This is a genomic window from Pseudomonas sp. V98_8 (assembly GCF_029967975.1).
GTDB lineage: Bacteria > Pseudomonadota > Gammaproteobacteria > Pseudomonadales > Pseudomonadaceae > Aquipseudomonas > Aquipseudomonas umsongensis.
Window position 1 is genome coordinate 1 of the sequence record NZ_JASCAE010000041.1, and the last position, 21077, is coordinate 21077.

A 21077-nucleotide genomic window follows, 5' to 3' on the forward strand; every position below is an offset into this window, starting at 1 on the left:
CTCGTGCATTGCACGAGCGCGGCTGATTGCATTCTGAATATCCTCTGCCCGCATCCAAAAGCTTCCCACTGCACGGTGCCTCCTTCGCAGGCTCACGACAGCTCGTTCTCCCGTTTGCCCGTGATGGCGAGTGGATATCTGCAAGAAGCCGATTATGCTTCTAGAAACCTTGCAGCGATGCGAGGCCGTCAGCCTGTGTGCATGCTTTGCGCAATCCGTAATCCGATGACATCAGCCCTAGGGCCTGGGTGCGGCAAAAAGACAGTGGGGTACTCCGGCCTATAACAAGAGCAAGACGGAGAAGACTCATGGCCGCAATCGACAACACAACCACGGGCAGCGCGCCCAACCACGGGATCACCAAGGAGGAGCGCAAGGTCATTTTCGCCTCGTCCCTGGGCACCGTGTTCGAATGGTACGACTTCTATCTCTACGGCTCTCTCGCCGCGATTATCGCCAAGCACTTCTTCGCTGGCGTCAACGAGACAACGTCCTTCATCTTTGCCTTGCTCGCGTTCGCCGCAGGCTTCGCCGTACGCCCCTTCGGCGCCATCGTGTTCGGCCGTCTGGGCGACATGATCGGGCGCAAGCACACCTTCCTGATCACTATTGTGATCATGGGTATCTCTACCGCCGTCGTGGGCTTTTTGCCCGGTTACGCGACCATTGGCGTGGCGGCGCCGATCATCCTGATCACCCTGCGCCTGTTGCAAGGCCTGGCCCTGGGTGGCGAATATGGCGGTGCAGCGACTTACGTGGCCGAACATGCACCCAAAGGCAGGCGCGGTTATTTCACCTCGTGGATCCAGACCACCGCCACCCTTGGCCTGTTCCTGTCGTTGCTGGTCATTCTCGCCTGCCGCACCGTCCTGGGCACCGAGGCGTTCGAAGCCTGGGGCTGGCGGATTCCCTTCCTGCTGTCGATCCTGCTGTTGATCATCTCGGTCTACATCCGCTTGCAGCTCAGCGAGTCGCCGGTGTTCCTGAAGATGAAGGCCGAAGGCAAGTCCTCCAAGGCGCCGCTGACTGAATCGTTCGCCCGCTGGGAGAACCTCAAGATAGTGATCATGGCGTTGCTCGGCGGTACCGCCGGCCAGGCCGTCGTCTGGTACACCGGGCAGTTCTACGCGTTGTTCTTCCTGCTGCAAACGCTCAAGATCGACGCGCAGACGGCCAACCTGCTGATTGCCGGTTCGCTGTTGATCGGCACGCCATTTTTCGTCATTTTCGGCAGCCTGTCTGACCGCATCGGTCGCAAGGGCATCATCATGGCCGGCTGTATCCTCGCAGCGGTGACCTACTTCCCGATCTTCCATGCGTTGACCCAGTACGGTAACCCCGACGTGTTCGTTGCGCAGGAGAAGAACCCGGTCACGGTGGTCGCCGATCCCGACCAGTGTTCGTTCCAGTTCGACCCGGTGGGCAAGGCCAAATTCACCAGCTCCTGCGACTTGGCCAAGACCGTGCTGGCAAAAAGGGCCATTCCCTACAAGAACGAGAAGGCCGAACCAGGCACCGTCGCGCAGGTGCGCATCGGCGACAAAGTGATCCCAAGCTTCGAAGGCACCGGCATGCCGGCTGCCGACTTCAAGACCCGCAACGACGCCTTCGTCGCGACCCTCGGCACCGCCCTCAAGGACGCCGGCTACCCCGAAAAGGCCGATCCGGCCAAGACCAACTACCCGATGGTGCTTTTGCTGCTGACCATCCTGGTGATCTACGTAACCATGGTCTACGGCCCGATCGCCGCCTGGCTGGTGGAACTCTTCCCGGCGCGCATTCGCTACACCTCGATGTCGCTGCCTTACCACATCGGCAACGGCTGGTTCGGCGGGTTCCTGCCGACCGTGGCCTTCGCCATGGTCGCGGCCACCGGCGATATCTACTACGGGCTGTGGTACCCCATCGTCATCGCAGTGATGACGGCGGTCCTGGGTACGTTCTTCCTGCCGGAAACCAAGGATCGGGAGATTCATCACACCTGAAACCTGCACTCGCCCTTTCCCGCACGGGAACGGGCGATGCCGCTCCTTTTCAGATCCGCGAATACTTTTTCCTTCCTCACCGCACATGCCGCTCGTCTATTCGAACGCACACTTTCCCCTCGACACCTTCAAACCAGTACGGCCCGGAAAACCCGGAACTACGTGGTGAGGTGAAACATGTCCAGCGAAACGATCTTCCAGGATAAAGGGCAACACCCGGACAAGACGCAGGGTGCTGTAGAACCCGCGTCGGACGATCCGGGCAAATACGATCCCTTGACCCAGCCCGACCTCGAAGATGACGACGGCGCGCAGGACTGGAATGAGCGCGACAGGAAACTTCCCGAGGCAGATGAACAAACACCTTTGTCCGACGACAGGCGATAAACGCAGGCGAACGGCGATAGCCCGATGCACTGCCCAGGAGAACAGCCAATGACACTATTCACGCCCTTGTCGGGTTCGCCTTCGGCGCTTTCGGATGCCGGCGTCGATGGCCCTTACCGTGAACTCTATGGTTTGCTGTACAGCAACGACCCGCAAGCAGCCACGCGGGGCGAACAGTTCCTGCGCGAGCAACTGGCCCTCGCCGCCGAACTCCCCTGTGATCTGCCTGAAGAACCAGGCCAGTTGTCGTCATGGACGGAACAACATTGTGCCGATGTGGCGCGTGACTATGCCCTCTATCTCGAGGCGCGCAAGCAGGGCGGGGCGCGTCGGTATTTCTCGAGCAAAGCCCATGCCCTGTATTTCCTGCAACGTGTTGCCCCGACCAAGGAAGTCGACGGTGCATGGCTGGCCGGGGTGCTGGAGCATTGGCAGGACATGCGCTATGACGGGCTGCTGAGCACCTATCTGGAAGAATTGGGCAATGGCGATGCGCGGCAGAATCACGTAGTCATCTATCGCAAGCTGCTAGCCGCCCACGACTGTGGCGACAGGCAGGGGCTGCTCGACGAACATTTTCGCCAAGGCGCAATCCAGCTGGCACTGGGGCAGTGCTGCGCGATGTTCATGCCGGAGGTGATCGGCTACAACCTCGGCTACGAACAACTGCCGCTGCACTTGCTGATCAGTGCCTATGAACTGCGTGAGCTGGGGATCGATCCGTACTATTTCACCCTGCACGTCACCATCGACAACATCAGCAGCGGTCACGGGCGCAAGGCTATTGAAGCGCTGCTCGACCTGATGCCCATGGAGCAGGGGCGGGACGAGTTCTATCGGCGCGTTGCCGTCGGCTATCGACTCAATGACCTGGGGCCGGGCTCGACGGCGGTGATTGCAGGTTTCGATCTGCAGCAGGAAGTGATTGCCATGCTCGAGCGCAAACGCACCTATGGACAGCACATGCATTCCGATTACTGCCAGATCGAAGGCCAGACCGTCAATCAATGGCTGGCAACCCCTGGCCAGACCGAAGATTTTCTCGGGGCCCTGCAACGCAAGGGCTGGATAAAACGGCACGGCCCACCCGGGGAAAGCCGCTTCTGGCAATTGATCGAGGGCGACACGGCGGCCATGTTCGGCGTGTTCAGTGGCTACGAAAAACAGCTGCTGCACGACTGGATCGCCGGTGACTGGCAAGCGCCGCAACAGCAACGGGCGATACGCCGGGTGCCGTCCGATGATGCCTTCGCCGATGACGCCTGGGCGAACGATACCGAGCTCAAGGCCTTGCAAGACGCCCTGCACGACCAGTCACCGCGACAGCAATTGCAACTGCTGATTCCTTGGCTCTCTGCACAGCGCCATTGTCGTCCCGCCGGGCTCTACGCAACCCGCCGTTTCATTGAATGCGTGGCCCGTTTGCGCTGATTCCAGGAGTGTCATGCATGTCAGAACAACAGATTGCCGATCGTACTTTGCTGGAGCTCGGCAAGCGCCTGGCTGCCCAGGACTACCGTTTCATCACCCCGACGCCCTTGACCCATGAGCGCGTATGCCAACGCTTTGCACCGCCCTTGGCCACGGACCGGCGTGACGTGTTCGGCTGGTCGATGCCTTTCGAGCACACGCTGTTTCCAGCGCAGGAACTGGCTGACCTGGAGCAGGCGGCCATCGTCGAAAAAGAGGGCTCGCTGTGGCGTAGCACGGTACGTTGGTCAAGCCTTGGGTCCTTTTTGATTGCCCACTCGGCGTACCCGACGACGCAGAGCGATGCGGTGTTTTTCGGGCCCGACAGCTACCGCTTCGCGCAATTGATCGAAGCGCATTTGCAGCAGCGCTCCGAGCCCGTACGGCGCGCGGTGGACATTGGTTGCGGAAGCGGCATCGGAGCGCTGGTCGTCGCCCGCGCCCGCCCGGACGCCGACGTGCTGGCGGTGGATATCAATCCACGGGCGTTGCGCTTGTCGGCGGTGAATGCCGAGCTGGCCCAAACCAGCAATGTGAGCGCTTACCACAGCGACGTGCTAGGCAGTGTCGAAGGGCTGTTCGACCTGATCATCGCCAACCCGCCCTACATGAACGACAGCCAGCAACGGGCGTATCGTCATGGCGGTGGGGCGCTGGGGGAAGCCTTGTCGGTACGCATCGTGCGTGAATCGCTGCCGCGCCTGGACAAAGCCGGCAGCCTGCTGCTGTATACAGGAGTGGCGATGGTGGCCGGGACGGATCCTTTTCTCGAATCCATCCAGCCGCTACTGGGCGACGACAAGTTCAGCTGGACCTATCGAGAGCTGGACCCTGACGTGTTCGGCGAGGAACTGCTCAAGCCCGGCTATGAACGGGTGGAGCGCATTGCCGTGGTGGCGTTGACCGTGACCCGGCGCTGTTGATTCACCGCCGGTTCAATTGCCATCCGCTACCTTGCGTTCGATCTCGGCAATTTTGCGCCTGAGGTCCTCGGCTTCCTCCTCGGTGGTTTCGGGGGGAGGGGGCGCAAGGGCGTCATCCTCTTCGGTGGGCGGGGTGTCGGCAGGGGTGATGCGGTCATCGTTGTTCATGATGCTGGCCTCCAGTGTGTACTCATTGGATCGGGGCCTTCGCTACGAGTTCGAGATTTTCACTGGCCATGCCTGCCGCAAGTCAGCCTTTGCACCAATACTCGCTCACCGCACCGTGTGCACCCTGCACCGGATCCTGGTCGGGGAACGGCAGCGCGTCGATGTCTTGCAGCTGCGCAGCGCTCGGCGCTTCGCGGCAAATGTCGGCATGCTGGCCCGGCGGATAGGCGCCGACCACCAGGAAGTCGTCGCTGCAATCGAGGTTGCAATGCCCGGTGCCCGCCGGCAACAGCAGCACATCCCCGGCACTGACCTGCAGCACTTGGCCGCCAGGTCCGCCCAACATCAGGCGGGCATGACCGCTGGCTATCCCAAGCACCTCATGGCCTTCGGTGTGATAGTGATGGAAGTCATAAATGCCGTAGCGCCATTGTGGTGGCCAGCCGTTGGCGCTGAAGGTCTGTTCGAACAGGGCCGCCGGATCGTCGCCCTGGACAGCGATGGCTTTGGGATAGACCAGCACCGGCAGGCGAGGGTTGTTCGGCACCCAGCCATTGCGTTGGAACATCAATTGTTGCGCGGGAGCATCCGCCTTCGACCTGTTCATCTGTGACCTCCGTCTTTGCCCGGCGCTTTAAAGGCAGGCTATTGCAGCGACCTATTGTTGAGTGACATTGCCTGGGTATGGGTGGTTCTAAAAAACCGCAGGTGCAGGTGCAGTGAACTCCTGAAGGCGGCCTGGCTCAGAACTTCAAGCGCTGAATTTCAAGCGCTGAAGATCAGGAGCACTCAGTCGTGATCAGGGAGAAAGGGCCATGAGCAACGCATTAACCCTCGAACGCCTGCTGCAACGGTTCGCCTGTCGGCCTGCGACAAGCTCCGCGGACGCCGCACTGCAACCGCTGATGCAACAGCTCGTCAGCGATGGATTTACCGACCTGCCTCTGCCCGGGCAAGGCCGAACCCTAGATCGCTGGCGCACCCTGGCCGCCGTCTCGGCCAGCGATCTGGCACTGGCCAAACTGTTCGAAGGTCATACCGATGCGCTGGCAATCATGACCGAGCTCGAGCCCGACGCGCCACCGGCTGCGGGCACATGGGGCACTTGGGCGGCCGAACCGGCCTTTGCCCGGCTTAATATTGTCGACCGTCAGGCCGGAACCGTTTACTTGCAGGGCCGCAAGGCCTGGTGTTCTGGCGCGGCGATACTCGATCGGGCGCTGGTGACAGCGTGGGATGAGCAGATGCAACCGCAGTTGGTGGCGGTCACGTTGCAGCAGCCGGCGATCAGGCGACTCGACGATGGCTGGCAAGCAGTTGGCATGGGCCGTACGGCCAGCGTCGACGTGCTGTTCGAGGGTGCGCTGGGCCGTTGTGTCGGTTTGCCTGGGCAATACGTCGACAGGCCCGGCTTCTGGCACGGTGGCGCCGGGATTGCCGCGTGCTGGTACGGCGCCGCTTGTGCGCTTGCCGATTACCTTCGCCAACACTGTACGCAGCCGTACTGCGACGCCCATGCCCAGGCGCATCTGGGGGCCGTCGATGCGGCATTGTGCTGCGCCGGGGCTGCGCTTCGGGAAACGGCCCTCTGGATCGATGAAAACCCCCGGCGCTCGGCGCAACTTCCTGTCCGCCGACTGCGTGCCCAGGTCGAAGCGGCCGTCGACAGCGTCCTTGCACATGTCGGGCGCGGGCTGGGTGCCACGCCATTGTGTCGTGACAGCCATTTCGCCAGGCTCGCCGCCGACCTGCCGGTCTTCCTGCGCCAGAGCCATGCCGAAAAGGACCTGGCGCAGCTTGGGCAGCAGGTCGCCGCGCAGCCGCTCGATGGGTGGGCGCTGTGATCGCCGGGCCGGCTACTCAAGAAAACCTGATTCAGGGTGCGGGGACAACGCTGGCCGAATGGCAGGCCAGTGACTGTTTGGCGCAAGTGCCAACCATCACTCATCGGCAACTGGTGCCTGTGGGGCAGCGCCTGGTCGTCGTCGCCCCGCATCCTGATGATGAAGTCCTCGGTTGCGCCGGTATCCTGGCGGGGATGCAGGGCAACGAGGCCGATGTCCTGATGATTGCGGTCACGGATGGTGAAGCCAGCCACCCGCAATCGCGGCACTGGACGCCGACACGCCTGCGACGGCAGCGCCCGATGGAAAGTACCCACGCGCTCGCCCGCATGGGGCTCGATGTCGATGCGCTGGACTGGCAACGTCTGGCGTTACCCGACAGCTCTGTAGAAACGCACGAGGCTTGGTTGGTCGAGCGGCTGGCGGCATTGATTCGCCCGGGCGATCGTGTGTTCACCACCTGGCGCCGGGACGGACACTGCGATCATGAGGCGACCGGCCGCGCGACCGCCTGCGCGGTAGCCCGCCACCAGGCTTGCCTGATTGAAGTACCGGTCTGGGCATGGCATTGGGCGCGTCCCAATGATGCCCGAGTCCCTTGGGCGCGGGCGCACAAATACCTGCTGGCCCCACACGTGTTGGCGCGCAAGCGCCAGGCCATCGCGGCCCATGCGTCGCAGGTCAGCCGCGACGGTCAGACACCCGCGGTGTTGAGCGGTGAAACCCTCGAACGATTGCTGCAGCCTTTTGAACTGGTGTTTTTATGAGCGTATCCCCCGACTACTTCGAGCAACTGTTCGGAGCCAGCGATGACCCCTGGTCCTTTCGGACCCGCTGGTACGAAAAGCGCAAGCGCGAGCTGACGCTGGCCAGCCTGCCGCGCCAGCGCTATCAACGTGTGTTCGAGCCAGCCTGTGCCAACGGTGAACTCAGTGTACAGTTGGCCGGACGCTGCGACGCGTTGCTGTGCCAGGACCTGAACGCGAAGGCGGTCGAGCTGGCGCGCCAGCGCTTGAGGGGCCTGCACCATGTCCGCGTCGAGCAGGCGGGTATTCCCCGGCAATGGCCGGACGGTGACTTTGACCTCATCGTGCTCAGCGAAGTGGGGTATTTCCTCGATGTGGACGACTGGCACCAGGTCATCGAAAACACCTTGCGCAGCCTCGGCCCGGCGGGCGGCGTACTGGCCTGTCACTGGTTGCATCCGATCGAAGGGTGTTCGCAGGACGGTCACGATGTTCATGCGGCGCTTGGCGAACGCCTGCATCTGCATCGTCTGGTGCGCCATGAGGAAGCGGATTTCCTGCTCGAATACTGGAGCCGAACAGCAACCTCGATCGACCTTGCCGAAACCTGCCAGTCGTTACCCGGCCAGTGACTTCAGGTAGTCGCCAAAGCCTTCCCGGCACCGGCAATGCTGGCGAGCGCTAGTGGTGACCGGGTTGCCGGCCGTCCACATGATGCGCGCGCCGCTGCGTTCCAGGTCGGCGACCAGTTGCACGTCTTCGTGGGCGGGCAAGGCCTGGAATCCGCCCGCCTTGCGATACGCCGCAGAAGAGACGCCGAGGTTGGCCCCATGGATATGCCGATGGCCCTCAACGGGGCGGTAATTGGCGTGATAGCGCTCGCGCACTCCCTCCGAATGTTCAGACCAGTCGTTGACCTTGACCAGGCCGCAGACCGCATCGGCGTTGAACCTGATCTGCTCAACCAGCCAGGAATCGGGCACGACGCTGTCGGCGTCGGTGAAGGCCAGCCAGCGTGCATCCGCCGCCAGCAGGTGTTCGGCGCCTTGCGCACGGGTTTTTCCGACGTTGCGGTGAGTGCAGCTCAACGTCCATACGTCGTAGGCCTGGGCAATGTCCATGGAAGTGTCCGTGCAGTCATCCAGGACGATCAGGATCCTGACTTCTTCACGGTCCAGATCCTGGTGAAAAGCCGCCGCCAGCAGCGACTCGATGCATTCCTCAAGGCGCTGTTCCTCGTTATGCACCGGGACAATCACTCCTATCATCTGCAGCTCTCCATGGGACGTTCACTGTAACCTGGCTTTTCGATGTCGACCGGGATCAATGGCCATTGGTTGCAACTGTTTGCGCACAAAGGCAATCATCCATGGCGGGCAACCATCGATCAGGTGCCGCCGATGAAAGAATGAACCGCCGCATCTGCGCTGCGCCCTTAGTCATAAGCACTGGTAGAGGCAATGGGCGTGAACGAACGGACGATTTTCACCGGGTGTGCCGGCTGGAGCCTGGGCAGGGAACATTCAGCGGCCTTTACGGCTGAAGGTACCCACTTGCAGCGCTATGCGGCGCGACTGAACTGCGCCGAGATCAACAGCTCGTTCTATCGCCCGCATCGCCAGCAAACCTACCAGCGCTGGGCGGCCAGCACGCCGGTCGGCTTTCGTTTCAGTGTCAAGGTGCCCAAGCTGATCAGCCATGTGCAGCGCCTGCAGGCCTGTGATCAGGCGCTCGATGAGTTCGTGCTGCAATGCTCCGGCCTGGGCGATCGCCTGGGCTGCCTGCTGGTGCAGCTACCGCCGTCGCTGGCGTTTGACGAGTCGGTCGCCGAAGCATTTTTCATCAGCCTCAGGCGGTGTTTTCCAGGACCTGTGGTGTTCGAGCCCCGACACGAGTCCTGGACCGGTGCCGAGGCATTGTTGGTGCGCTATCAGATTGCACAGGCCGCGGTGGACCCTTCGCGTATCAGCACTGACTCGACGCCACGGGGATGGCCGGGGCTCAAATACTGGCGCCTGCATGGATCGCCGCGCATCTACTACAGCCCTTATGAATTGCCACGCCTGGAACGCCTGGCGGTCGAGCTGCAAACAGCCACTGCCGAAGGACAATCAGCCTGGTGCATCTTTGACAACACCGCCAGCGGCGCGGCACTGGGCAATGCCTTGACGTTGGCGCAATGCCTGGATCCGCACTAGACCCCTTTGGTAGACGGCAACAGGATCGTCAGGATGCCCAGCAGCGGCAGGAACGAACACAGCGTATACACGTATTCGATGCCGTGGATATCCGCCAGGTGCCCGAGTAGCGCGGCGCCGATGCCGCCAAAACCGAACATCAGGCCGAAGAATACCCCGGCGATCATGCCGACGTTGCCGGGCACCAGTTCCTGGGCGAAGACCACGATGGCCGAGAAGGCCGAGGCGAGGATGAAGCCGATGATCATGCTCAGCACGCCGGTCCAGAACAGGTCGACGTGGGGCAGGGCGAGGGTGAAGGGCGCCGCTCCGAGGATCGAGAACCAGATCACTTGCTTGCGCCCGATCCGGTCACCGATCGGCCCACCGAAGAAGGTGCCGGCTGCCACGGCGCCGAGAAACAGGAACAGGTACAGTTGCGAGCTGGCCACCGACAGGTCGAACTTCTCGATCAGGTAAAACGTGAAGTAGCTGGTGAAGCTGGCCATGTAGAAGTACTTGGAGAACACCAGCAATGCCAGGACCACCAGGGCAAAACTCACCCGTTGCCTCGACAAGCCATGGGTTGCCTTGGTGCCCTGCTTGAGCTTGAACAGGTTCAGATGGTGGCGGTACCAGCGGCTCAGCCCGTATTGCACGAGGATGGCGAATACCGCGAACAGCCCGAACCAGGCGACGTTGCCCTGGCCATAAGGGATGACGATGGCCGCTGCCAGCAGCGGACCAAAAGCGCTGCCGGCGTTACCCCCGACCTGGAAGGTCGACTGGGCCAGGCCGTAGCGACCACCCGAGGCCAGGCGCGCGACGCGGGAAGTCTCTGGGTGAAAGGTCGACGAGCCAATGCCCACCAGCGCCGAGGCCACGAGAATCGCCCCGAAGCTGCCGACCATTGCCAGCATCAGGATGCCGATCAGGGTACAGACCATACCGGCCGGCAACAGCCACGGCTTGGGGTGGCGATCGGTGTAGTAACCGACCCAGGGTTGCAGCAGCGAGGCGGTCAGTTGAAAAGTCAGGGTGATCAGGCCGACCTGGGTGAACGTCAGGCCATACGTTGCCTTGAGCATCGGGTAGATCGACGGCAGCACGGCCTGGATCAGGTCGTTGATCAAGTGCGCGAGGGCACAGGCACCGATGACGCGCATCACCAACGGGCTGGCCTGGCTGGCCACTGAAGCTGTGGCCGTGGGGGAAGTAGTGGTACTGATGGACATGGGATCCTTCCAGAAAAAACGTAAGACGGGGCTCGGTGCCAGGCACAAAAGCGCTGCCCATTTCAGGGTTCGGCGTTATCCTAGGGACCGCCCGACTGCCTGTCTCACGCAATTCGGGAATCGACTATCGCAAAAAGGGCATCATGATCAAGTCGCTGGAAGAATTCCTCAGAGAGATCGACGACCGATCCTGCGATGTGAGCAGCAGCGCTACCGACTACCCGGAAAACTGGGTGATCGAAGCGCATTCCCATCAGGCTCACCAATTGATCTACGCCATCGAAGGCGTGATGGTGGTGCACTCGGGATTGAGCCAGTGGACGGTGCCGCCCAGTCGCGGGATATGGATGCCGAGCAGGCACGTTCACTCGATTCGCTGCGTCGGTCCGTTGAAGATGCGCAGCCTGTTCGTGCGTCCCGAGGCGTTTGCGGACATGCCCAACGAACCCAGGGCGGTGAGTATTTCGGCGTTGCTCAGTGAGTTGATCAAGGTCTCGGTGGCTATCACCGCACCCTACGACGCGGACTCGCGCGAAGCTCGGGTGATGCGCCTGATCCTCGATGAACTGAGGATCTTGCCCACCTTGCCGCTTCACCTGCCTCAGCCCTCGGACCCACGGATCAAGGTGGTGTGTTCAGCGTTGCAACGCGATCCCGGCGATGGCTCGACCCTGGCGCACTGGAGCGCACGCCTGGACCTCGACGAGAAAACCATCCAGCGCCTGTTCCGCAAGGACACCGGGATGACCTTCGGCCAATGGCGCCAGCAGGCGCGGTTGCTGCTGGCCCTGGAGCGCATCGCCGTGGGCGAGAAGATCATCGACATCGCCGGGGAACTGGGCTACGACAGCCCCAGTGCCTTCACCAGCATGTTCAAGAAACAGTTCGGCAAGACCCCCAGTCATTTTTTCAGGTAGGAGCGAGCTAACGCGGGCCACCTGACTCCCCGCACCTGTAGGAGCTGCCGCAGGCTGCGATCTTTTGACTTTGATTTTTGAAAGCAAGATCAAAAGATCGCAGCCTGCGGCAGCTCCTACAGGGGAATGCGAACGCTCTATTTGCGGTCTGACAGCGGCCCCGTTTATTGCTGATGTACCCGGTCCCTGCAGGAGCGTGGTTCACCATCGTCAGGTAACCCCTAAAACGCTTGCATCGCATCCAGCAACGCCTCGTGAAAGTAAGCCTTCGATGCCCGGTCGCAGAGTATGAACAAGCGCGGCTGTTGCGCCGACGTGGCGTTGATCACGATCACGTTGATGCGCGCCGCCGAGGTTTGCGCCACGGCACCGGGGCCGAACACCTGGGGGGCCATGTCGACGCCGCAGAGTTTGGCCATGACCTCGGGCAATTGTTCACCGCTCAGCTGGAACCAGGCATGGCTGTCCTGGCGTGGCAGCAGGTAGTTGGCTTGATGGTCCAACTCCCAGCGGGCCTCTTCGTCGGCGATGCGTTGGCCCTGGTCTTGCGCACTGCCCAGCAGCAGGTATTCGGTCTGGGACAGACGCACGGCGTAGCTGCCGTCAACCTGGGTGACGGCGTGGTTGGGCGCGTCCGGCAGCACGAAGCCCCGACGCTGCAAATAGGGCGCACTGTCGGCACCGCGAAATCCGACCCGGGGCAGGTCGGTCAGGTCCGTCAGCGCACAGGTGGGCAGGAGGGCAAGGGCCGGCTGCCCGGCGCTGTGTTGTTGTCTCAGGCTGGTCATGGCTCAAAGCTCCTGGCGCAGGTTGGAAGGGTCGAAAAAGGGTAACGGCACCACATCGGCATGGACCACGCGCCCACCTTCGACACGGATGGCAATCCGTTGCCCCGGTGTGCTTTGGTCGATGCCGGCGTACGCCAGGCCAATGATCTTGCCCAGGCTCGCCGAGTACTCGCAGGACGTGACGTTGCCGCTGATGTCCGGGCCGTTGAGCACCAGATGACCTTCCAGCGGTTGCTCGCTGCCCTTGGGCAAGGTGAAACCCACCAATTTGCGTGTTTGCGGCTGGGCTTCGAGGATGTCCACCGAGCGCCGCCCGACGAAGAACGGCTTGTTGCGATTGACGGCCCAGCCCATGTCGATTTCCATGGGATGGGTCATGCCATCGGTGTCCTGGCTGATGATCACATGGCCTTTTTCCAGGCGCAGCAAACGCTGGGTCTCCACGCCGAAAGGGCGAATGTCATGGGCCTTGCCGGCTTCCATCAGCGCGTCCCACAGCGTGAGGCCATGGCGCGCCGGCACGTGGATTTCATAACCCAGTTCGCCGACAAAACCGACTCGCAACAGCCGAGCCTTGATCCCGGCCACGGTGCCTTGACGCACGCCCAGGTAGGGAAACGCTTGAGCGCTAAGGTTGAGGTCGGTGCAGACCTTCTCCAGCACTTTGCGCGAGTCGGGACCGGCGACATTGACTGCACAGATCGCCGCCGTGACGTTGGCGACATCCACGTCCAGGCGCCATTGCGCGTTCCACTTGAGCATCTGCTGGTAGATGCGATCCACGCCGCTGGTGGTGGCGGTGACGTAGAAGTGATTGTCGGCGAAACGCGCGCACACGCCATCGTCGATCACCACCCCCTGTTCATTGGTCATCAGCGCATAACGGGAGCGACCGATCGGCTGCTTGAGGAAGGCGAAGGTGTACATCCGGTTGAGCAGTTCGGCGGCGTCCGGGCCGCGCACATCCAGGCCGCCCAAGGTCGAGACGTCGATGATCCCGACCTTGTTGCGCACATGCAGCGCTTCGGCCTGCATGCATGCCTCGCGGTCCCGGGCATTGCCGTAGTAGGCCGGACGCTGCCAGATACCTGCCGGCATCATCTTCGCGCCGGCTTGCAGGTGCCGGGCATGCATGGGTGTCTGTCGATACGGATCGAACGCGCGACCGGCCACGTGGGCCAGTTTTTCCGCGACAAAGGGCGGGCGCGCGGTGGTCACGCCGGTTTCGCTGATGTTGCGCTGGGTCGCCCAGGCCACCAGGCGCGCGGTCGGCAGGGCCGAGTGACGCCCTTGCGAGGGGCCCATGCCCACGGTGGAATAACGCTTGACCAGTTGCACGTCGCGATAACCGATGCGCGTGGCAATGACGATATCCGCCACTTGCAGGTCCTCGTCGAAATCGACGAAATCCTTGCCTTTGGGGTGGGGGAAGATCGGCCAGTTGAAGTTGACCCGCACCTCGCTGCCCAAGGGCGCCCGGTGCACACCGACTGCCAGCCCCAGCGCAGCGGCGGCGTCGGCACCGGCGTTGACGCCGTCGGCGATCACGTTGTCGAGGCGGTGACGGCCATTGACCGAGCCCGCGACCGCAAGGTTCTGCGGCAGTCCGCTGAGGGTGAATTCGGCGCGCTGATCGTCGTAGGCCAGCTTGCCACCCGCCTGGCACAGCAGTTGATAGACCGGCATATAGCCGGCGGACATGCACAACAGGTCACAATCCAGGCGTTGCCCGCTCTCGGCGACCTGGCCCTGGGCGGTGATCTTGCGCACGTCGACGCCATTGACATGGCGCAGGCCTTTTTCATGCAGCGCTTCATACACGGTACTCTTGAGTTGGCAGGCAATCTTGCGTTGCGCCAGCGCGCCCAGTAGGGCCACGTCGCCCGGGCCTTGGCGCATGTCCACCACCGCGGCGACTTCCACGCCTTGATCAAACAAGTCCAGCGCGGCGAGGTAACCGTCATCGTTGCCGGTCAGCACCACCGCGCGCTTGCCCGGCTTTACCGCGTACAGCTTCATCAGGCGCTGCGCGGCGCTGGTCAGCATCACGCCGGGCAAGTCGTTGTTGCGAAACACTACCGGCTGGTCGAACGCCCCACTGCACACCAGGCACTGTCGGGCGCGCACCTTGTACATGCGTTTTCCTTGAATCACCGGTAGGTAATTGTCGGCGAACCAGGCGTTGCAGGTCGCCTCGGTGAGGATGCGAATATTGGCGTGCTGTTGCACCGCCGCGAGCAGTTCGCGGCGCAAGGCGTCGGCGCGAATGCCGGCGATGTCGAAGCGGGCATAGGTCAGCGAACCGCCGAGGACCGGCTGTTGCTCGATGAGCAATACCTTGGCCCCGGCATTGGCCGCGGTCAGGGCCGCGTGCAGTCCGGCGGGACCGGCGCCCACCACGGCCAGGTCGGTGAACAGGTAGGCCTTGTCGTAGTACTCGGGCTTGAACGTCAGGTCGAGTACGCCCAGGCCGGCCTTCTTGCGAATGATCGGTTCCCAGACTTTCCACATGCCCCGGGGCTTGTAGAACGAGCGGTAATAGAAGCCCACCGGCATGAATCTGGAGAACTTGCCCAGATAAGCATCCCGGTCGTTGTCCAGCGAGCCGTTGACGTTCTGTGCCGTCACCTGCAAGCCGGCAACCAGCGCATGGGCATCGGCCAGTACGTTGGGTTCCCGGGGCAATTGCACCAGGCTGTTGGCGTCCTGCCCGGCCATGGTCAACGGGCCACGTGGGCGGTGGTACTTGAACGAGCGGGAAATCAGGAAGCGTCCGTTGGCGAGCAGGGCGCTGGCGATGCTGTCGCCCTGCAAGCCCTGATAGGGTTGGCCGTCGAAACTGAAATCGAGCGGCTGGTTACGGTCGATCAGCAGGCCCATCGGGGCGGGTAGGCGGTTCATCCGGCGATCTCCTTGGCGGCGTTGAAGTCGACGCGGGCAGTGAAAAGTTCTTTAGGGTCGAAAGTGCGCAGGATGTCGTCGGTGACGGTGTGGCGTTCGGCGAGAAACCAGTAGCTCGACGGCGTGTGCATCCACCATTCGCGCACCACGCCGGCGAGGTTGTCGGTGTTGAACACGTAGTCGGCCCACTCGGCATCGCTGCAGCGCAGTGCATCGGGCATCGGCTTGAATTCGCCGCCATAAGTGAATTCGCTGATATTGCGTGGCCCGTTGAGCGGGCAATTGATGATTTTCATGGTCCGCTCTGCCTCAGTGACTGGCCGCCGTGGCGCCCATTTCGTTGACTTGCCGGAAGGTCGAGAAGCGCTCCAGGCCGAAGGGCTTGATCAACTCCGGCACCTTGCCGCCGCTGGCCACCAGTTCAGCCATGGTCTTGCCGCAGACAGGCGTGGCCTTGAAGCCCCAGGTGCCCCAACCGGCGTCCAGGTAGTAATTCTTCACCGGCGACAGGCCCATGATCGGGCTGTAGTCCGGCGTCATGTCGGTGATCCCGGCCCACTGGCGCATCAGCTTGGCGTTGGCCAGGAACGGGAACATTTCGATGGCGTGGGCCAGCAGGCTTTCCTTCAGGTCCAGGGTCGATCGGGTGTTGAACAGCGGGTACGGATCGGAGCCGCCGCCGAACACCACTTCGCCGCGGCTGGTCTGTTGCACGTAGCAGTGCAGCGCCGACGAACTCACCAGCGGATCGAGGAAGGGTTTGAAGGGCTGGGTGACCATGGCTTGCAGCGGGAAGGTCTGGATCGGCGAACGAATCCCGGCCTTGGCCATCAGCAGTGAGCTGTGCCCGGCAATCGCCTGCACCGTGCAGCCGCACTTGATGGTGCCGCGGTTGGTCTTCACGGCGGTGATGGCGCCATTCTCGATGATCAGGTCCTGCACCTCGGTGAGCTGATGGATTTCCACCCCGCGCTTGGCCGCTTGCTTGGCGTAGCCCCAGGCCACGGCATCGTGGCGCGCGGTGGCGCCGTCGATGTGCCAGAGGCCGGCGATCACCGGCAGGTGGCCGGGGTCGAGGTTGAGGCTGGGCACCAGTTCGCGGATCTGCTGGCGGTCGATCATTTCAGTGCGACCGCCGAAGTGCTTGTTGACCTCGGCCCGTTGGCGGAACGATCGCACGGTGGCATCGGTGTGGGCCAGGGTCAGTTGGCCGCGTTCGGAGTACATGATGTTGAAGTCGAATTCGTTGGACAGGCCCTGGAACATCCGCACCGATTCGGCATAGAAACGCACGCCTTCGCTGGTGAGGTAGTTGGAGCGAATGACTGCGGTATTGCGCGCGGTGTTGCCACCGCCCAGGTAGGACTTCTCCAGCACGGCGATGTTGGTAATGCCGTGATACCTGGCGAGGTAATAAGCGGTGGCCAGGCCATGGCCACCGGCACCGATGATCACCACGTCATAGCTTGATTTCAATTCACGCGGCGGCGGCAGGTCCACTTCCACCGGGTACTCGGAACTCAGCCCGTACTTCAAGAGATTGAATGGCATACGGCCTCCGATAGGCTGTGCTGTTGCATAAGGGCTGCGGTCACGGTGTTTTTCATCAGGAAGGCAATGGTCATCGGTCCGACACCACCGGGTACCGGGGTGATCGCCGCGACCCGGGGCAGGGCGCTGTCGAAGTCGACATCGCCGACCAGGCGGCTGCGACCGGCGTCGTCGATACGATTGATGCCGACATCGATCACCACTGCACCTGGCTTGAGCCAACTGGCATCGATCAATCGCGGACGACCCACGGCGGCAATCACGATGTCTGCCTGACGGCAGAGCGCCTGCGGATCGGGGCTGTGTGAATGCAAGACCGTCACCGAGCAGTCGGCCTTGAGCAATAGCGCCGCCATGGGTTTGCCGACGATGTTCGATCGGCCGATCACCACTGCATGCTTGCCGCGCAGATCGCCGCAGGTCTGCTCCAGCAGGTACAGGCAGCCACTGGGTGTGCAGGGCGCGAGTACCGGGCGCCCCTGGCTGAGGCCCCCCACGTTTTCGCTGTGGAAACCGTCGACGTCCTTGCCAGGATCGATCGCCTGCAGTGCCCGCAGTTCATCGACCTGGGCGGGTAGCGGCAATTGCAGGAGAATGCCGTGGATCGAGCCATCGGCATTCAGCCTGGCGATCAGGTCGAGCAACTGTTCGGTGCTGGTGTCTGTGCCCAGCCGATGTTCCAGGGAGCGGATGCCGACCTCTTCTGCGCGCAGAATCTTGTTGCGCACATACACTTGGCTGGCCGGGTCGCTGCCGACCAGGATCACCGCCAGGGCCGGCTGGATGTCTTGCGCGCGCAGGCGCTCGACGTCCTTGCGAACCTCGATCAGCACCCGGGCGGCGGCGGCTTTGCCGTCAATCAATCGGGGTGTGTTCACCGGAAGATCACCGTTCTGTCCTGGTTGAGGAAAACCCGATGCTCCAGGTGGTACTTGACCGCCTTGGACAGGGCCACGGTCTCGGTGTCACGCCCGGTGGCCACGAGGTCATCCGGCAGGTAGACGTGATCGACGCGCTGCACCTCCTGTTCGATGATCGGGCCCTCATCCAGATCGCTGGTGACATAGTGGGCGGTGGCGCCGATCAGCTTCACGCCGCGCTGGTACGCCTGGTGATACGGCTTGGCGCCCTTGAAACCGGGCAGGAACGAATGGTGGATGTTGATTGCCCGACCGGACAGTTGCCGGCACAGGTCGTCGGAGAGGATCTGCATGTAGCGCGCCAGTACCACCAGCTCGGTGCCAGTGTCGTCGACCACCTTCATCAGCTCGGCTTCCTGGCGGGCCTTGGTGTCCTTGGTGACTGGCAAGTAGATGAAGCGAATGCCCTCGCGCTCGGCCATGGGCCGCAGGTCGAGGTGGTTGGAGACGATGGCGGTGATGGTCATGTCCATCTCGCCCTTGTGGTAGCGGTAGAGCAGGTCGGTCAGGCAGTGGTCGAACTTGCTCACCATCAGCAGCACGCGCATCGGTTCGCGGGTGTCATGCAGTTCCCAGTGCATGTCGAAGGCCTGGGCGACGTCACTGAAACCGTCCTTGATCTGCTGGATATCCCCTGCGTGGCCATCGTTGAAACGAAACACCGCGCGCATGAAAAAGCGCCCGCTGAAATCGTCGTCGAATTGCGCCATCTCCCCGATGTAGCAACTGTTGTCCGCCAGGTAGGTGGTGACGGCCGCGACAATGCCGGACACCGCGGGACAGGTGATCTTGATGATGAAATGGTTTTTTTCGTGTTGCATGACACGTCCTCGGGATGATGGCGGCAGCTCATCGCATAGCGAAAAAATGTCAGCGGACAGCGAGGCTCATTCCATGAGCGCGGTTTCTTGTCAGGAATAAAATATTCCTGTTGTAGGCTTTATAGGGGAAATGCAGGCGGCGCGTCCAGAGGTTTTGTGAAAGTTTTTTAACTAGTGGGAATTTTATTGGGCAACCCGACGTGCCCTGGAGGAGCGAGCATGCTCGCGAAAAACCCGAGAACACCGCGGGGCGTCAGGCTCCTCACAACCACTCTGGCCACACCGCTTGCACGCATGAAATTTAACATGTATTTTTTCATGAAATTAAAACTATAAAATTTCATGGAGCCGGTATGTTTCAGCAATCAACCCAACATGTCGCCAGCTATTACGCCCATACATGCGCCGATCGCCTGGTCAATCGAGCGGCGTTGGAGGGCGAGCAGGACACCGACGTGCTGATCATCGGTGCCGGCTTCAGCGGTTTGCACACCGCACTGCGTCTGGCCCTGGCCGGCAAGCGCGTGACACTGCTGGAGGCCAGCCGGGTCGCCTGGGCCGCGTCGGGACGTAATGGCGGCCAGGCGATTCTCGGTTGGTCCTGCGACATGCCTCCGCTGGAAGCCGCACTGGGCCATGAGCGAGCGCGGCGCTTGTGGGACGGCATGCGCTGGGCGGCAAAAGAGATGCGCGAATTGCCCCGGCGCCATGGTTTCGATTGCGACTACCGGCCCGGACACCTCTGGACTTCGGTGATGCCTCGGCGGGTCAGCCTGTTGACCCAATGGCAGCACGAGGCCAGCCACAAATGGGGACATGACGGTTTGCGCTTCATCGAGCGCGCCCAGTTGCCCGAATGGGTGGCCAGCGAGCGTTACCAGGCCGGTTTGTACGACCCCGAAGGTGGGCATTTGAACCCGCTGAAACTGGCACTGGGACTGGCCGCCGCGATCGAGCAGGCCGGTGGTGTGATTCACGAACAAAGTATGGCGTTGAATTATCGCGAGGACGCAAACGGCTACGTGGTGACGACTGAACGCGGACGTATTCGCGCCGATGTGTTGGTCTTGGCCTGCAATGCCTATCTTGACCGGCTTGATCCGCAGCTATCGAGTTGCGTACTGCCCGTTGGTACCTATCAGGTGGCCACGGCGCCGATGTCCGAGGCCCAGGCAACGGCGCTGCTACCCAGCAATGTCTGTGTCACCGACAACCAGTTCGTGCTCGACTATTTCCGCCGCACGCCAGACAACCGGCTGCTGTTCGGCGGCGGTTGCACCTATCTGGGGGGCATGCCCAAGGACATCGCCGGCGCCACACGGCCGTGCCTGGAAAGGGTGTTCCCGCAATTGAAAGGCATTGAATTGGATTTTGCCTGGGGCGGTCACATCGACCTGACGCTCAAACGCACGCCCGACATCGGTCGACGCGGTGACTTGTATTGGTTGCAGGGCTATTCCGGGCACGGCGTTCTGCCGACCCTGGCTGGGGCACGGGCGGTGTCTGACGCTATTCTCGGCCAGCCGGATGAGCTGGCGCTGTACCAGGGTTTGACCAACCCCAGTTTTCCCGGCGGTAAATACATGGCAGCACCGCTGGAAGCCATCGGCAAAGCCTGGTACAGGCTGCGCGACAGCATTTGAATCGGCCACTTCTGGAAGCCTTTAGATGGACATGCAAGAAGAGATTTCGGCGTTGGCGATCCTGATCCAGGACCTGCGCAAGCACAAGAAGTACACCTTGAAGGATCTGGCCGACAAGATCGGACGCTCCGTGGGTTTTCTATCCCAGGTCGAACGCGGCTTGTCCCGCCCGACGGTGGCGGACCTGACCGCCATCAGCGAGACCCTCGGCGTGCCGACCACCTATTTCTATAGCCTGCCCAAACCCATGGCCCTGCCGTGGGTGACCCGGCCGGATGAGCGCCGCACGTTGTATTACGCCGATGGCATCACCGACATCATGGTCTCGCCAAAGATGCGTGCGTCCTTTTCCATGCTCGAAAGCCAGCTGGAGCCCGGTGCCAGCAGCGGCGACCGGCACATGAAGGACAGCTCGGAGCAGGGCGGCTATGTGCTGGAAGGGGAACTGACCCTGTGGCTCGACCAGAACGAACCGGTGACCCTGCACGCTGGCGACAGTTTTCAACTGGCCAGTCATGCCCACTGCCGCTACGGCAACCTCTCAGACCAAATGACCCGCGTACTTTGGGTCTACACCTGATAAAAACAACAAGGAACAAAA

General features: G+C 62.1%; 21 protein-coding genes. 11 read left to right on the forward strand and 10 right to left on the reverse strand.

Translation table 11 applies throughout. The features are described from left to right. Window positions 1–308: 308 nt before the first annotated feature. From QLG10_RS11710 to QLG10_RS11725, 4 genes are all read left to right on the forward strand, one after another. Window positions 309–1985, forward strand: coding sequence for an MFS transporter (locus QLG10_RS11710; protein WP_282487366.1), 1677 nt, complete (start codon window positions 309–311; stop codon window positions 1983–1985). 177 nt (window positions 1986–2162) lie between these two features. Beyond that, on the forward strand, window positions 2163–2372 hold the full coding sequence (locus tag QLG10_RS11715; RefSeq protein WP_248677195.1) for a hypothetical protein: 210 nt from the start codon (window positions 2163–2165) through the stop codon (window positions 2370–2372). 48 nt (window positions 2373–2420) lie between these two features. Further along, window positions 2421–3803 (forward strand): iron-containing redox enzyme family protein, encoded by a 1383-nt coding sequence (locus QLG10_RS11720; protein ID WP_282487367.1) that lies wholly within the window; start codon window positions 2421–2423, stop codon window positions 3801–3803. Between the two features lie 17 nt (window positions 3804–3820). After that, window positions 3821–4765, forward strand: a complete 945-nt coding sequence (locus tag QLG10_RS11725) for a class I SAM-dependent methyltransferase (RefSeq protein ID WP_282487368.1) — start codon at window positions 3821–3823, stop codon at window positions 4763–4765. Between the two features lie 12 nt (window positions 4766–4777). On the opposite strand, the gene QLG10_RS11730 is transcribed toward QLG10_RS11725, so the two are convergent. Together QLG10_RS11730 and QLG10_RS11735 are read right to left on the reverse strand one after the other, a co-directional pair. Then, a complete protein-coding gene (locus tag QLG10_RS11730; RefSeq protein ID WP_282487369.1) occupies window positions 4778–4933 on the reverse strand; it encodes a hypothetical protein in 156 nt (51 codons plus the stop codon). Between the two features lie 82 nt (window positions 4934–5015). Further along, window positions 5016–5540: a cupin gene (locus QLG10_RS11735; RefSeq protein WP_110751219.1), complete on the reverse strand. Its 525-nt coding sequence runs from the start codon at window positions 5538–5540 to the stop codon at window positions 5016–5018. A 208-nt stretch (window positions 5541–5748) separates the two neighbouring features. Between QLG10_RS11735 and QLG10_RS11740 the strand changes: the two genes are divergently transcribed. Genes QLG10_RS11740 through QLG10_RS11750 form a run of 3 tightly spaced genes read left to right on the forward strand, consistent with a single transcriptional unit; the run spans window position 5749 to window position 8155 of the window. Further along, window positions 5749–6777: an acyl-CoA dehydrogenase gene (locus tag QLG10_RS11740; protein ID WP_282487370.1), complete on the forward strand. Its 1029-nt coding sequence runs from the start codon at window positions 5749–5751 to the stop codon at window positions 6775–6777. Further along, window positions 6774–7544 carry a PIG-L deacetylase family protein gene (locus QLG10_RS11745; RefSeq protein ID WP_282487371.1) on the forward strand — a complete coding sequence of 257 codons (771 nt, stop codon included), beginning with the start codon at window positions 6774–6776 and terminating at the stop codon, window positions 7542–7544. Before QLG10_RS11740 ends, QLG10_RS11745 begins: the two co-directional genes overlap by 4 nt. After that, entirely contained in the window at window positions 7541–8155 is a 615-nt protein-coding gene (locus QLG10_RS11750; protein WP_282487372.1) for an SAM-dependent methyltransferase, read from the forward strand. The genes QLG10_RS11745 and QLG10_RS11750 overlap by 4 nt, the downstream gene beginning before the upstream one ends. Here the strand turns inward: QLG10_RS11750 and QLG10_RS11755 are convergent. Next, window positions 8141–8791, reverse strand: coding sequence for a glycosyltransferase family A protein (locus tag QLG10_RS11755; protein WP_188264054.1), 651 nt, complete (start codon window positions 8789–8791; stop codon window positions 8141–8143). The two genes, QLG10_RS11750 and QLG10_RS11755, sit on opposite strands and share 15 nt — an antisense overlap. Before the next feature lie 192 nt (window positions 8792–8983). Here QLG10_RS11755 and QLG10_RS11760 point away from each other — a divergent pair, with 192 nt between their 5' ends. Beyond that, a complete protein-coding gene (locus QLG10_RS11760; protein ID WP_282487373.1) occupies window positions 8984–9721 on the forward strand; it encodes a DUF72 domain-containing protein in 738 nt (245 codons plus the stop codon). Here the strand turns inward: QLG10_RS11760 and QLG10_RS11765 are convergent. Further along, a complete protein-coding gene (locus QLG10_RS11765) occupies window positions 9718–10935 on the reverse strand; it encodes an MFS transporter (protein WP_110751229.1) in 1218 nt (405 codons plus the stop codon). The genes QLG10_RS11760 and QLG10_RS11765 overlap by 4 nt on opposite strands. Window positions 10936–11030: 95 nt before the next feature. On the opposite strand from QLG10_RS11765, the gene QLG10_RS11770 reads away from it, so the two are divergent. Further along, entirely contained in the window at window positions 11031–11852 is an 822-nt protein-coding gene (locus tag QLG10_RS11770; protein WP_282487426.1) for a helix-turn-helix transcriptional regulator, read from the forward strand. A gap of 221 nt (window positions 11853–12073) precedes the next feature. Here the strand turns inward: QLG10_RS11770 and QLG10_RS11775 are convergent, their stop codons facing one another. From QLG10_RS11775 to purU, 6 genes are read right to left on the reverse strand one after another with little or no spacing between them, the layout of a single operon-like run. Continuing rightward, window positions 12074–12640 carry a sarcosine oxidase gene (locus tag QLG10_RS11775; RefSeq protein ID WP_282487374.1) on the reverse strand — a complete coding sequence of 189 codons (567 nt, stop codon included), beginning with the start codon at window positions 12638–12640 and terminating at the stop codon, window positions 12074–12076. Window positions 12641–12643: 3 nt separating this feature from the next. Continuing rightward, window positions 12644–15541 carry a 2Fe-2S iron-sulfur cluster-binding protein gene (locus QLG10_RS11780; protein ID WP_282487375.1) on the reverse strand — a complete coding sequence of 966 codons (2898 nt, stop codon included), beginning with the start codon at window positions 15539–15541 and terminating at the stop codon, window positions 12644–12646. After that, complete coding sequence (locus QLG10_RS11785) at window positions 15538–15837, reverse strand: sarcosine oxidase subunit delta (protein ID WP_110751237.1); 300 nt, start codon at window positions 15835–15837, stop codon at window positions 15538–15540. The genes QLG10_RS11780 and QLG10_RS11785 overlap by 4 nt, the downstream gene beginning before the upstream one ends. 13 nt (window positions 15838–15850) lie before the next feature. Then, a complete protein-coding gene (locus QLG10_RS11790) occupies window positions 15851–17092 on the reverse strand; it encodes an FAD-dependent oxidoreductase (protein WP_110751239.1) in 1242 nt (413 codons plus the stop codon). Further along, entirely contained in the window at window positions 17074–17970 is an 897-nt protein-coding gene (gene folD / locus QLG10_RS11795; RefSeq protein WP_188264049.1) for a bifunctional methylenetetrahydrofolate dehydrogenase/methenyltetrahydrofolate cyclohydrolase FolD, read from the reverse strand. Before folD ends, QLG10_RS11790 begins: the two co-directional genes overlap by 19 nt. After that, window positions 17967–18833 (reverse strand): formyltetrahydrofolate deformylase, encoded by an 867-nt coding sequence (gene purU / locus QLG10_RS11800; protein WP_110751243.1) that lies wholly within the window; start codon window positions 18831–18833, stop codon window positions 17967–17969. The genes folD and purU overlap by 4 nt, the downstream gene beginning before the upstream one ends. Window positions 18834–19186: 353 nt before the next feature. On the opposite strand from purU, the gene QLG10_RS11805 reads away from it, so the two are divergent. Both QLG10_RS11805 and QLG10_RS11810 read left to right on the forward strand, forming a co-directional pair. Next, on the forward strand, window positions 19187–20476 hold the full coding sequence (locus QLG10_RS11805; protein ID WP_282487376.1) for an FAD-binding oxidoreductase: 1290 nt from the start codon (window positions 19187–19189) through the stop codon (window positions 20474–20476). Between the two features lie 25 nt (window positions 20477–20501). Next, a complete protein-coding gene (locus QLG10_RS11810) occupies window positions 20502–21056 on the forward strand; it encodes an XRE family transcriptional regulator (protein ID WP_020800970.1) in 555 nt (184 codons plus the stop codon). Window positions 21057–21077: the final 21 nt, after the last annotated feature.

Coding starts and splice junctions, on each gene's coding strand:
- QLG10_RS11805 (WP_282487376.1), top strand. CDS start 19,187: ATGTTTCAGCAATCAACCCAACATGTCGCCAGCTATTACGCCCATACA.
- QLG10_RS11720 (WP_282487367.1), top strand. CDS start 2,421: ATGACACTATTCACGCCCTTGTCGGGTTCGCCTTCGGCGCTTTCGGAT.
- QLG10_RS11730 (WP_282487369.1), bottom strand. CDS start 4,933: ATGAACAACGATGACCGCATCACCCCTGCCGACACCCCGCCCACCGAA.
- QLG10_RS11810 (WP_020800970.1), top strand. CDS start 20,502: ATGGACATGCAAGAAGAGATTTCGGCGTTGGCGATCCTGATCCAGGAC.
- QLG10_RS11775 (WP_282487374.1), bottom strand. CDS start 12,640: ATGACCAGCCTGAGACAACAACACAGCGCCGGGCAGCCGGCCCTTGCC.
- QLG10_RS11785 (WP_110751237.1), bottom strand. CDS start 15,837: ATGAAAATCATCAATTGCCCGCTCAACGGGCCACGCAATATCAGCGAA.
- QLG10_RS11750 (WP_282487372.1), top strand. CDS start 7,541: ATGAGCGTATCCCCCGACTACTTCGAGCAACTGTTCGGAGCCAGCGAT.
- QLG10_RS11725 (WP_282487368.1), top strand. CDS start 3,821: ATGTCAGAACAACAGATTGCCGATCGTACTTTGCTGGAGCTCGGCAAG.
- QLG10_RS11790 (WP_110751239.1), bottom strand. CDS start 17,092: ATGCCATTCAATCTCTTGAAGTACGGGCTGAGTTCCGAGTACCCGGTG.
- QLG10_RS11715 (WP_248677195.1), top strand. CDS start 2,163: ATGTCCAGCGAAACGATCTTCCAGGATAAAGGGCAACACCCGGACAAG.
- purU (WP_110751243.1), bottom strand. CDS start 18,833: ATGCAACACGAAAAAAACCATTTCATCATCAAGATCACCTGTCCCGCG.
- QLG10_RS11710 (WP_282487366.1), top strand. CDS start 309: ATGGCCGCAATCGACAACACAACCACGGGCAGCGCGCCCAACCACGGG.
- QLG10_RS11735 (WP_110751219.1), bottom strand. CDS start 5,540: ATGAACAGGTCGAAGGCGGATGCTCCCGCGCAACAATTGATGTTCCAA.
- QLG10_RS11780 (WP_282487375.1), bottom strand. CDS start 15,541: ATGAACCGCCTACCCGCCCCGATGGGCCTGCTGATCGACCGTAACCAG.
- QLG10_RS11765 (WP_110751229.1), bottom strand. CDS start 10,935: ATGTCCATCAGTACCACTACTTCCCCCACGGCCACAGCTTCAGTGGCC.
- QLG10_RS11760 (WP_282487373.1), top strand. CDS start 8,984: ATGGGCGTGAACGAACGGACGATTTTCACCGGGTGTGCCGGCTGGAGC.
- QLG10_RS11755 (WP_188264054.1), bottom strand. CDS start 8,791: ATGATAGGAGTGATTGTCCCGGTGCATAACGAGGAACAGCGCCTTGAG.
- QLG10_RS11740 (WP_282487370.1), top strand. CDS start 5,749: ATGAGCAACGCATTAACCCTCGAACGCCTGCTGCAACGGTTCGCCTGT.